The 10,793-nt window shown below is 70.9% G+C and carries 10 protein-coding genes and 1 riboswitch; all 10 genes read right to left on the bottom strand.

The features are described 5' to 3' along the window. Positions 1 to 35 precede the first annotated feature (35 nt). Positions 36 to 1,010, bottom strand: coding sequence for a Ppx/GppA phosphatase family protein (locus tag AC07EJ_RS15170; protein ID WP_478884365.1), 975 nt, complete (start codon positions 1,008 to 1,010; stop codon positions 36 to 38). Further along, the gene (locus tag AC07EJ_RS15165) at positions 1,007 to 1,537 is read right to left on the bottom strand and encodes a DUF501 domain-containing protein (protein WP_100597908.1); all 531 of its coding nucleotides are present in this window, start codon (positions 1,535 to 1,537) and stop codon (positions 1,007 to 1,009) included. The genes AC07EJ_RS15170 and AC07EJ_RS15165 overlap by 4 nt, the downstream gene beginning before the upstream one ends. A gap of 115 nt (positions 1,538 to 1,652) precedes the next feature. Next, entirely contained in the window at positions 1,653 to 2,141 is a 489-nt protein-coding gene (locus AC07EJ_RS15160; protein WP_389477602.1) for an FtsB family cell division protein, read from the bottom strand. A 96-nt stretch (positions 2,142 to 2,237) separates the two neighbouring features. After that, positions 2,238 to 3,524: a phosphopyruvate hydratase gene (gene eno, locus AC07EJ_RS15155; RefSeq protein ID WP_116512577.1), complete on the bottom strand. Its 1,287-nt coding sequence runs from the start codon at positions 3,522 to 3,524 to the stop codon at positions 2,238 to 2,240. A 359-nt stretch (positions 3,525 to 3,883) separates the two neighbouring features. Next, on the bottom strand, positions 3,884 to 4,573 hold the full coding sequence (locus tag AC07EJ_RS15150; RefSeq protein ID WP_389477605.1) for a transglycosylase family protein: 690 nt from the start codon (positions 4,571 to 4,573) through the stop codon (positions 3,884 to 3,886). Between the two features lie 4 nt (positions 4,574 to 4,577). Then, positions 4,578 to 4,749: riboswitch (cyclic di-AMP (ydaO/yuaA leader) on the bottom strand. A 169-nt stretch (positions 4,750 to 4,918) separates the two neighbouring features. Continuing rightward, entirely contained in the window at positions 4,919 to 5,890 is a 972-nt protein-coding gene (locus tag AC07EJ_RS15145; RefSeq protein ID WP_478884364.1) for a transglycosylase family protein, read from the bottom strand. Between the two features lie 139 nt (positions 5,891 to 6,029). Further along, entirely contained in the window at positions 6,030 to 7,307 is a 1,278-nt protein-coding gene (locus AC07EJ_RS15140) for a cytochrome P450 family protein (RefSeq protein ID WP_478884363.1), read from the bottom strand. A 58-nt stretch (positions 7,308 to 7,365) separates the two neighbouring features. Next, complete coding sequence (locus AC07EJ_RS15135) at positions 7,366 to 8,403, bottom strand: nucleoside triphosphate pyrophosphohydrolase (protein WP_478884362.1); 1,038 nt, start codon at positions 8,401 to 8,403, stop codon at positions 7,366 to 7,368. Between the two features lie 47 nt (positions 8,404 to 8,450). After that, positions 8,451 to 9,131, bottom strand: coding sequence for a SurA N-terminal domain-containing protein (locus AC07EJ_RS15130; protein WP_389477614.1), 681 nt, complete (start codon positions 9,129 to 9,131; stop codon positions 8,451 to 8,453). A gap of 148 nt (positions 9,132 to 9,279) precedes the next feature. Then, entirely contained in the window at positions 9,280 to 10,764 is a 1,485-nt protein-coding gene (locus AC07EJ_RS15125; RefSeq protein WP_389478071.1) for a serine/threonine-protein kinase, read from the bottom strand. Positions 10,765 to 10,793: the final 29 nt, after the last annotated feature.

The following is a 10,793-nucleotide window of genomic DNA, read 5'->3' as shown; positions in this document are numbered from 1 at the left end:
ATGAACCGGGGCCACTGGTCGTACATCACCGCAGGTCAGTCACCCTTTCGGCCCGCTTCGATGTCTTCTGCCACTTTGTAGGCGATGCCGTCGAGGATGTCGTGTTCGCTCACCACGACCTCCTTGGCGCCGATCCACTCCATGATCAGGCGCAGTACCAGCGCCCCGGAGGCGATGACGTCGACGCGGCCCGGGTGGATGACCGGGTTCAAGGAGCGCTGGTCGTGCGTGGACGTCAGCAGCCAGTCCGTCAGCTCGGCGACCCGCTCGTAGGAGATGCGGGAGTGGTGGATGGCCACCGAGTCGTACTCGCTCAGGCCGAGCGCGAGGGCCGCGACCGTCGTCACGGAGCCGGCGAGGCCCACGAGCGTGCGGGCCGCGGTCAGCGGGACCAGCTGCGTGACCAGGTCCAGGGCCTCGACGATGTCCTCGCGGATCGCCTCGATCTGGGCGGGCGTCGGCGGGTCGGTGATCTGGCCGTCCTCCCCCACCAGGTGGCGCTCCGTCATACGGACGCAGCCGATGTCGACGGAGTACGCGGCCACGACCGTGTCCTCGCCGACGACGAACTCCGTCGAGCCGCCGCCGATGTCCACGACCAGGTAGGGCTTGTCGAGGTCGGCCCGGCCCGTCAGCTCCTTCGTCGCGCCGGTGAAGGAGAACTCGGCCTCCTGGTCACCGGTGATGACCTCGGGCTCGACGCCCAGGATGTCCATGACTCCGCGCACGAAGTCGTCCCGGTTCTCGGCGTCGCGGGACGCGGACGTGGCCACGAACCGGATCTTCTCGGCGCCGTGCGCCTTGATGATCTCGGCGTACTCGCGGCAGGCCGCGAAGGTCCGCTCCAGCGCCTCGGGCGCGAGCCGCCCCGTGCGGTCCACGCCCTGCCCGAGCCGCACGATCGTCATCCGGCGGTCCAGGTCGACGAGTTCACCCGTCACCGGGTCGGCGTCGGCCACGAGCAGACGGATCGAGTTCGTGCCGCAGTCGACGGCGGCGACCCGGGTCACTCGCTCTCCTCGGGCGCGGCCGACACGCACGGGCCCTTCGCCCACCACTCGGGCAGCATCGCGATCGCCTCGTCGCCGAGCGGGTTCACGCCCGGTCCCGCGGCCAGCGAGTGGCCGACCAGGACGTGCAGGCACTTCACCCGGTCCGGCATGCCGCCCGCGCTCGGGAAGCCCTCCAGGACCTCGATGGCGTCGCGGCGCGCGATGTAGTCCTCGTGCGCCTTGCGGTACGCGTCCGCGAGCTCGGGGTCCGTCGAGAGACGCTCCGTCATCTCCTTCATGACGCCGTTCGCCTCCAGGGTGCCGATCGCGGACGCGGCCCGCGGACACGTGAGGTAGTACGTCGTCGGGAAGGGCGTGCCGTCCTCGAGGCGCGGGGCCGTCTCGACCACGTCCGGGTTGCCGCACGGGCAGCGGTGCGCGATGGCCCGCAGGCCGCGCGGCGGGCGGCCGAGCTGCTCCTTGAACGCCTGGATGTCGGCGTCCGTGGGCGTGGTCGGCTCGGTCTGGGGCGGGGGCGTGTCCATGCCTGGGGGCTTTCCTTCAGTGAACTTCGGTGGGGTACTGCGGACTTCAGAGGTACTGCGGACTTCAGGGGGTGGAGACTTCGGCGCTTCGGGCTTCGGGCTTCGGTGTGGCGGGTCAGTTGTCGGGGCGGTCGGCCTTGTCGACGCCGTCCCAGACGTTCGAGTACCAGGGCCGGCCCGCCGCGCCCTGCTCGGAGCGGGTGCGTTTCACAGCGTCGGGGTCGCGCGCGATGTAGCCGGTCTCGCCCGGCATCACCAGGTGGAGCCGGTCGCGGATCCGCTGCTCGGCGTACGAGTCGTCCTGCCAGCGTGCCTTCTCGTCGCGCAGCCGGTCGACCCTGCTCTGGGCCTCCTGCCGCTGGCGCTGGAGGTCGGCGATCTCCCCGCGCTGGGAGACGTACTGCCTTATGGGGTAGGCGAGCGCGACGACCAGTGTGCACAGGACGAGGGCCAGGAGTGCCGCGCGGCCGGTGAGGCGGGAGCGGCGGGCCTGGCGTCTGGTCTGGGAGCGGTAGACGCGCTCGGCGGTCTGCTCGCCGAGCAGACGCAGCCGGGTCGCGGTGGAGAACCGGTCACGGTCCCTGTCCCGGACTCTCCCGGCCATCTTCGCGCCTCCCCTTTACGTGCGTACGTCCCCGCACACGGTACGGGACCGGGTGCGGGGACGTACGTACGACGCTTCTACCGAAGCCTGTGTGGCTCAGCCCTTGAAGCGCGGGAAGGCGCTGCGGCCGGCGTAGACCGCGGCGTCGTCGAGGATCTCCTCGATGCGCAGGAGCTGGTTGTACTTGGCGACGCGGTCCGAGCGGGCCGGGGCGCCGGTCTTGATCTGGCCGCAGTTCACCGCGACGGCGAGGTCGGCGATGGTGACGTCCTCGGTCTCACCGGAGCGGTGGGACATCATGCACTTGAAGCCGTTGCGCTGGGCCATCTCGACGGCGTCCAGGGTCTCGGTCAGCGAACCGATCTGGTTGACCTTGACGAGCAGGGCGTTGGCGGAGCCCTCCTCGATGCCGCGGGCGAGGCGCTCGGGGTTGGTGACGAAGAGGTCGTCGCCGACGATCTGGACTTTGTCGCCCAGCTTCTCGGTGATGACGTTCCAGCCGGCCCAGTCGTCCTCGTACAGCGGGTCCTCGATGGAGACCAGCGGGTACGCGGAGACGAGCTCCTCGTAGTACTCGGTCATCTCGGCGGCCGAGCGGGACTTGCCCTCGAACTCGTACTTGCCGTCCTTGTAGAACTCGGACGCGGCGACGTCGAGCGCGAGCGCGATCTGCTCGCCGGGGACGTAACCGGCCTGCTTGATGGCCTCGACGATGAGGTCGAGGGCCTCGCGGTTCGAGCCGAGGTTCGGGGCGAAGCCGCCCTCGTCGCCCAGGCCGGTGGACAGGCCCTTGGTCTTCAGCACCTTCTTGAGGGTGTGGTAGACCTCGGCGCCCCAGCGGAGGGCCTCGGAGAAGGACTCCGCGCCGATCGGCGCGATCATGAACTCCTGGATGTCGACGTTGGAGTCGGCGTGCGACCCACCGTTGAGGATGTTCATCATCGGGACGGGCAGCAGGTGCGCGTTCGGGCCCCCCAGATACCTGAAGAGCGGCAGGTCGCTGGCCTCGGAGGCGGCGTGCGCGACGGCGAGGGAGACGCCGAGGATGGCGTTGGCGCCGAGCGAGCCCTTGTTGTCGGTGGCGTCCAGGTCGAACATCGCCTGGTCGATCAGGCGCTGCTCGGTGGCGTCGTAGCCGACGAGCTCCGGGCCGATCTGCTCGATGACAGCGAGGACGGCCTTCTCGACACCCTTGCCCTGGTAGCGGTTCGGGTCACCGTCGCGGAGTTCGATGGCCTCGAACGCGCCGGTGGACGCACCGGACGGGACAGCGGCACGACCGGTGCTGCCGTCGTCGAGGCCGACCTCGACCTCGACCGTGGGGTTGCCTCGGGAGTCCAGGATTTCCCGGGCTACGACGACGTCGATGGACGGCACGAGCATCTCCTTCTGGGATGTGACGCAACTACGCCGGGCCGCTTGGTCCGGCAACACACGAGCCTATCCGGCTCCGGGCCATCAGCCGGACGACAGACCGGCCCGTGGACAAAACCGAGAGCGAATTGTTTCCGAACGGAACAAAAAGCCCCGGCCGACAACGGACGAAAAACCAGGACCCCTCACACACCAAAGCCCCGCCCCGGGCGCGACGGGGGAATGCGCACCCGGGGCGGGGAGTCCTTGGGGACCTTGCGTGGTACCGGCCATCCGCCGAAAGCCGGTACCCGAGCGGCCTGAGGGCTGCGGCTCTCCTCTATTACTCGCTACGACTCGCTCGAGGCGGAGCCGCCGGCCCGTGTCGCCTACTTGAGGTGGAGCTGCTGGCCCGGGTAGATCAGGTCGGCGTCCTCGACGATGTCCTTGTTCAGCTTGAAGAGCTTCGCCCAGCCGCCCTTGACGTGGTGCGTCTCGGCGATGGTGCTGAGGGTGTCGTGAGCCTTCACCTTGTACTCGCCGTCACCCTTCTTGACCTTCTTTCCGGCCGGGGTCTCGACGGTCTTCTTCGACTCCTGCTTCGGAGCGGCGGGCGTCGTGCGCTCCTGGCTGCGGGTGGTCGGCTGCTCGGCCTTGCGCTCCTGCGGCTGCGGGGCGGCCGGCGCGGGGGCGGCGGAGCCGGTCGAGGCGGCGGAGAGGCCCACGCCACAGCTCGGCCAGGCACCCTTGCCCTGGCTGGCCAGGACCTTCTCGGCGACGGCTATCTGCTGCGCCTTGGAGGCCTTGTCGGCAGTGGAGGCGTACGCGGTGCCGCCGTACGCGGCCCACGTGGACGAGGAGAACTGGAGGCCGCCGTAGTAGCCGTTCCCGGTGTTGATCGACCAGTTGCCGCCGGCCTCGCACTGCGCGACCGCGTCCCACTCGGAGGCGGTGGCGGCGGAGGCACCGGTGGCACCCATCAGCGGGACGGCGACAGCGGCACCGGTGACACCGGCGAGCGTGGCGACACGGACGGCCTTGGACGGGCGGCGGTGCTTGCCCTTGCTGGAAAACAGCATCGAGAGATCCCCTCACCGACGCCTACGAGGTGAGCTGTCGGGTTCGGGCCGGATGAGTGCCCGGTCGCACGTCTTGCGTGCGACTTAACCCCAAGCCGGTCGTCCGGCCGTCTCTCAACGGCCGGGACCGGCACTTACCTTGGGTCCCCCGCTCCTGCCTACGGCGCTTACGCGACGACTGTTCCCGTACGGACATTGGCAGGATTCGGCGTGACATCCGACGGGGCCCGCTGTGGCGAGCGGTGATGACCGTAAGCAGCGGATCGCCCTAATTTCAAAGACGATCAGGGCCTTTGAGACCCATCTCTCACTCTCACCAAAGCGGACATTCAGCCCGAACTGCCGCTACTTTTCGCCCGATTCGAGCCCAAGATCCAGACTCTGACCAGGAAGGATGAGGTCCGGGTCGGCACCCACCGCCTCCTTGTTCCCGGCGTACAGAGCGGCCCATCCGCCGTCCACGTCATGGGTGTCGGCGATGTCCCAGAGGTTGTCACCGGCGCGCACCGTATAGGTATCTTCGTCCGGATTTGCGGCCTTACGACCGTTTTCGTCACCGCGCGAGGCGTGGCGGCCCGCGCCGTCGTCGGCGCGCGAGGAGCCGGCGGTGTCGTCCTTAGCGGCGCCGCCGCGGTGCCGGCCGGCGGCGGGCGGCGTGGCGGAGTCCGAGCCGCCCGAGGCCTCCGGGGAGGACTCGTCGGGGGTCGAAGTCGAGCCGTCCTGGCCGGACTTGTCAGCTTCAGCGACATCCGTGGCGTTACCTGCGGTATCGCCCGACTTGTCGTGATTCTTCTCTCGGGAGTCGTCCTTCGCGTCCGAGGACGCGGAGTCCGACGGCTCGTCGCTCGCGTCGCCCTTCGCCGCGTCGTCGCTCCCGGAGTCACCGGCCGACGCCGACGGGGTCGGCAGGGCCGCACCGGGGTCGACCTCGGCCGCGGCGTCGTCCGCCGTGAGCCCCGAGGTGACCGAGCAGACCGGCCACGCCCGCGGGCCCTGGTCGTCGAGGACCTTCTCGGCGACGGCTATCTGCTGCGAGCGGCTGGCCTGGTCGGCGCGCGGCGCGAAGTCGAGGCCGCCGTAGTTCTCCCAGGTCTCCTGAGAGAACTGGAGCCCGCCGTAATAGCCGTTGCCCGGATCGGCGCTCCAGGAGCCGCCGCTCTCACACTCGGCGAGCTTGTCCCACGTGGCCGTCGACGCGGCGCTCGCGCTGGTCGCGCCAAGCAGAGGGATCGCGATGGCGGAGCCGGCCACTCCTGCGGCGACGATGAGCGCGGGAGCCTGGCGGGGGCGACGGTGACGACCGTTCCCGGTGAGCATGGAGGCGCCTTTCGGGGGCTGGGGGAATGCTGCGGCGGGTGGTGCCGCGATGACTGGTGAACGTAGCGGGAGTCGAACGCTTGTCACAAGTCGATGCAGCGGAGATCACGTGAAAGTCACAGTCTTGACGATCCGTCAGCTACGAGGCTTTGTCCGGGCCCGCCTGATGCGGCGTGAACTCGACCGGAAGCGTGCGCAATCCCCGCATGATGAGCCCGCCACGCCAGCGCAAATCGGCAGGTTCCCCCGCGAGTCGCAGGTCCGGAAGGCGCGTCAGAAGCGTCGCGAGGGCGGTCTGCCCCTCGAGGCGCGCGAGGGGCGCGCCGAGGCAGTAGTGAATGCCGTGCCCGTATCCGAGGTGCTGATTGTCACGCCGGGACAGGTCGAGGGTGTCGGGCTCGTCGAAGCGCGCCGGGTCACGGTCGGCGGCGGCGAGGACAACGAGGACGGGGTCGCCCGCGGCGATGTCCTGGCCGCCGACGGTCAGCGGCTCCGTCGCGAAGCGCCAGGTGGCCAGCTCCACCGGGCCGTCGTAGCGCAGGAGTTCCTCGATGCCGGTCTCCAGGAGCCCGGGTTCGGCGGCGCCCGGGGCGAGCGACCGCTGGAGCCGCTCGCGCTGCTCGGGGTGCGTGAGCAGGGCGTACAGGCCGTTGCCGATCAAGTTGACGGTGGTTTCGAACCCGGCGAACAAAAGGATGAAGGCCATCGCGGCGGCCTCGTTCTCGGTGAGGTGCTCGCCGTGGTCGGAGGCGCGGATCAGGCCGGAGATGAGGTCGTCACCCGGGTCGTTGCGCTTGCGGTGGATGAGTTCGGCGAGATAGCCGCGCATCTTCTTGACGGAGCGCGCGACGCCCCCTCGCGGGCCCCCGCCGTGGCGGATCATCATGCCCGCCCAGTCGCGGAAATCGTCCTGGTCCTCGCGCGGGACGCCCAGCAGGTCGCAGATCGCGTAGATGGGGAGCGGGAACGCGAAGTCGTGGATCAGGTCGGCCTCACCCTCGGCCGCGAACCGGTCGATGAGCTGATCCGTCAACTCCTGCACGCGGGGGGCGAATTCGGCCACCCGACGCGGGGTGAACGCCTTCGAGACGAGGCGGCGCAGGCGGGTGTGGTCCGGCGGGTCGATGTTGAGCAGATGCGTCATCAGTTCGGCCTTGCGCTCGCCCGGAATGCCGGTCTTGCCCTTGGCGTGGGCGGGCTCGTCGTGGTGCGCCGGGTTCTTGGACAGACGCTGGTCGGCCAGCGCCTGCTTCGCGTCCGCGTACCGCGTGACCAGCCACGCCTCGACACCGCTGGGGAGCGTGGTGCGGTGGACGGGCGAGTGCTCGCGCAGCCAGGCGTAGGCCGGGTACGGATCGGTGGCGAACTCCCAGGTGAAGAGTTCGGGAGCGGTGCGCTGCGCGGGCTTGTCGGTCACGCGTCGACGGTATCCGGCGCGGCGCGCCACTCCTGCCGGGCCCCACCGCCGACCGGTTCTAGCCCAGCCCCTCCGCGCCGCGGATCGCGTCCCGGTACGCGCGGGCCGCCGCTCGCAGGGCCGCCTCGGGGTCGACTCCGTCGGCCTCGGCGCGCAGGGCGAGTGCGAGCAGTTCGTAGCCGATGCCCTCGCCGCCCGGCGTCGGCACGTCGAGGCCGGCCGTGCGGACGCGGGAGCCGAGCTTCGCCGCGAGTGCGAGGCCGGGCTGGCCGACGGGTACGCCGTCCGTGACGGACTCGCGCTGCTTCTCGACGGCCTTCGTGCGCAGCCAGTGCTCCTTCACGTCCTCGGGGGTGAGGGCCGTGTCGTCGCCGAAGACGTGCGGGTGGCGGTGGATGAGCTTCTCGACGATGCCGCCCGCGACGTCGTCCACGGAGAACGCCTCGTCCCCTTCCTCACCGGACGCCTCCTCGGCGATGCGGGCGTGGAAGACGACCTGGAGGAGTACGTCCCCGAGCTCCTCGCGCAGTTCGTCCCGGTCGCCGTCCTCGATCGCCTCGACGAGTTCGTACGCCTCCTCGATCGCGTACTTCGCCAGTCCCTTGTGGGTCTGCTGCGAGGACCACGGGCACTCGCGGCGGATGCGGTCCATGACCTGGACCAGATCGAGGAGGCGGGCGCCCGGCAGGTCGTAGGAGGCCGGGAGCAGTTCCAGGTCGGGCATCGAGACGCGGCCCGACCCGGCGAGGGTGGCCAGACCGTCGGTCAGGCGCCGGTCGCCCTCGGCGGTGGCGACGACCACGACGGTGCGGCCCCCGGCGCAGGCGTCGACGAGCTCGTGGGCGTTCGGCGCCGCCTCCCGCACCTCGATGCCGGCCTCCCGCAGATACGGCAGCTGCGGGTGCGCGGCGTCGGCACACAGCACGTCGTCGGCGGCGTGCAGCAGCTGCCAGGCCGACCAGGACAGCAGGCCGGGCGCGACCCGGTGGCTCGTGGTGAGCAGGACGATGCGGCCGGTCGGGGCGGCGGCGGGTGCGTTCGCAGCGTTCTCTGCGTTCGCAGCGTTCGCAGCGTTTTCGGGGTTCTCGGGGTTCACGTCTCGAACGTAACCCAGGCCGCCTGCCGCGCATCGGGCGAGAGGCCCTACGCCGTCTGCTGGTCCCCCGTCTTCGGGGACGTGACCTCGCGCACCCACGGGGTCTTCGCGTCGGCGCGGCCGTGGCTCTTGGCGATGTCCCAGGTGCCGTAGCGCGGGTTCAGGTCGACGTTCAGCTCCTTGGAGGCCTGGTCGAGCGCCTTCCAGAAGGGGGCCTGGTCGGTCTCGGACTGGGACTGCATGTTCGCGCCGACCTTCTGGGCAAGGCCCATCACCTCAAGGTCGGTGCGGGCGCTGTCCGCGATGCGCTCGGGCGCGATGTTGTACTGCTCGAGCAGGGCGAGCTCAAGCTGCCGGGCGCCGCCGGCCTGCTGCCTCATAGCGGCTTCCCGCTCCTGGATCTGCCTGCGGGTCACGGTGACGCCCGCGTCGGCGGCCGCCCGGTGCAGGACACGGTCGAAGACCATGGAGTGCAGCGTGTTCCGGGTGAGCGTGCCTGACTTGGCGATGGCCTGCTCGTACTGCTGGTCGTCCTTGGTGGCGGCCTGCTGGGCGTCGCGCACCTCGTTCACCCGGTTCTCCAGCTGGGAGACGCTGATGCGATCGCTGCCCACGACGGCCGCGGCGCCGGGATGCGCGTCGCTGCCGCAGGCGGTGAGGAGGGGGACCGCGGCTACGGCGGCGGTGGCGAGGACGAGTGCGGTGCGGCGGCTGTTGCTGCGGTGCAAGGTAGGGCCTCCCTGCGAAGAGTTTGTGCGTCGGTGCACAAAGTCCGGCGGTGATCGATGTTAGGCAGTGGCCGTGCTCTCGGCCACCTATTCGACCCAACGATTCGCCGGGAGTTGAGGCACTCCCCCGCTCCCGGCCCGCCCCGGCTCAGCCCCGGACCTGCCCCAGCCACTGCAAGGTGCGGCGGATTTCGGCCGGGATCGGGTGTCCGGGCCCGTGCACGCGCTCCGCGTCGTGCAGAAGGCGTACGAGGGTGTCGTGCGCGGCGGCCCGGTCGCCGAGGGCGAGGAGCAAGTGGCCGATGCGGCGCCGGACTTCGAGGGGCAACGTGAGGTCCGTCGTCGCGTACTGGTTCTCGTAGTACGGCAGGAGCGCGCGGTACTCGGCTAGTGCGGCGGCCGGTTCGCCCAGCTGTTCCAGGCACTGCGCGGCCTCGTAGCGGAACTGGAGGGACTGAGGGTCGGCCTGGCCCGCCTCGGCGGCCCGCTCGTCGGCGAGGCGGCGCAGTTCGGGCAGGGCGCGGCGGTACTGGCCGTCGTCCATGAGCGTGGCGGCGTACTGCTTGCGCAGGGTCCGGACGACCGGTGAGTGCTCGCCGTGCTGGGCCGCGGCGGCGGGCAGGATCGCGCCGAGGATGTCGACGGCCTGGGTGATGCGGCCCTCGCCGAGGAGGCGCTTGACCTCGTCGACGGCGCCCGCGACGTCCGGCTTGTCGGTGTGGGGTGTGGGCGCGGCGGGCTGCGGGGCGGGGGTGCGGGCGCGGTCGGGCCAGGGGGCGTGCGGGCGCAGGAAGGGGCGGGTCGGGTCGAGGGGGCCGCCGCTGGGCACGCCGCGCGCGGGCAGCAGCGGGAGCAGGGCCTCGTACGTCTCCTGGGCGGAGGCGGGCCGGTGCTGCGGGTCCTTGGCGAGGAGGCGCAGGACGAGCGCCTCCAGGGCTTCGGGGACCTCGGGGCGCAGCCGGCGGACCGGCAGGGGCGGCTCGTAGAGGTGGCGGTGCAGGACGCCGAGGGCGGTGGAGCCCGCGAACGGGACGTCTCCGCTGAGGAGTTCGTGCAGCAGCACCCCGAGCGCGTACAGGTCGGTGTAGGGGCCCACAGCGCCGCCCATGGCCTGTTCGGGCGCCATGTAGGCGGGGCTGCCGATGGGGGAGCCGGTGTGGGTGAGGCGGGTGGTGTCGGTGTCGAGCACGGAGGCGACGCCGAGGTCGAGGACGGTGACGGTGCCGTCCTGCTTGACCATCACGTTCCGCGGCTTGAGGTCGCGGTGCACGATCGGCACGGCGTGCACCGCGCACAGGACGGCGCACAGCTGGGCGGCGACGGAGACCGCCCACTGCCATGGGTAGGGGTCGTGTTCGGCGAGGTGGTCGGAGAGGTCGGCCCCGTCGACGTACTGCATGACGAGGTAGAGGTCCTCGCCCTGGGTGCCCGCGTCGTGGACGGTGACCAGGCCGGGGTGGTCGACCTGGGCGGTGACGCGGCACTCGCGCACGAAGCGGCGGCGCAGCTCGTCGGCCTCCTGGCCGGCGACGCGGTCGGGGCGCAGCAGCTTCACGGCTACGCGCCGGTCGAGCCGCTGGTCGTACGCCGTCCAGACCTGGCCCATGCCGCCCTGGCCGATGAGGGTGGACAGCTCGTAGCGCCCGGCGACGAGTTGTCCGC

The organism is Streptomyces sp. NPDC045026, from assembly GCF_056432625.1.
Note: the sequence above shows the minus strand (reverse complement) of the source record. Positions and strands in the feature narration are given on the sequence as shown.

What these genes read in the sequence shown, in the direction of transcription:
- AC07EJ_RS15165 (WP_100597908.1), bottom strand. Translation starts at nt 1,537, where the DNA reads ATGGACACGCCCCCGCCCCAGACCGAGCCGACCACGCCCACGGACGCC.
- AC07EJ_RS15160 (WP_389477602.1), bottom strand. Translation starts at nt 2,141, where the DNA reads ATGGCCGGGAGAGTCCGGGACAGGGACCGTGACCGGTTCTCCACCGCG.
- eno (WP_116512577.1), bottom strand. Translation starts at nt 3,524, where the DNA reads ATGCTCGTGCCGTCCATCGACGTCGTCGTAGCCCGGGAAATCCTGGAC.
- AC07EJ_RS15150 (WP_389477605.1), bottom strand. Translation starts at nt 4,573, where the DNA reads ATGCTGTTTTCCAGCAAGGGCAAGCACCGCCGCCCGTCCAAGGCCGTC.
- AC07EJ_RS15145 (WP_478884364.1), bottom strand. Translation starts at nt 5,890, where the DNA reads ATGCTCACCGGGAACGGTCGTCACCGTCGCCCCCGCCAGGCTCCCGCG.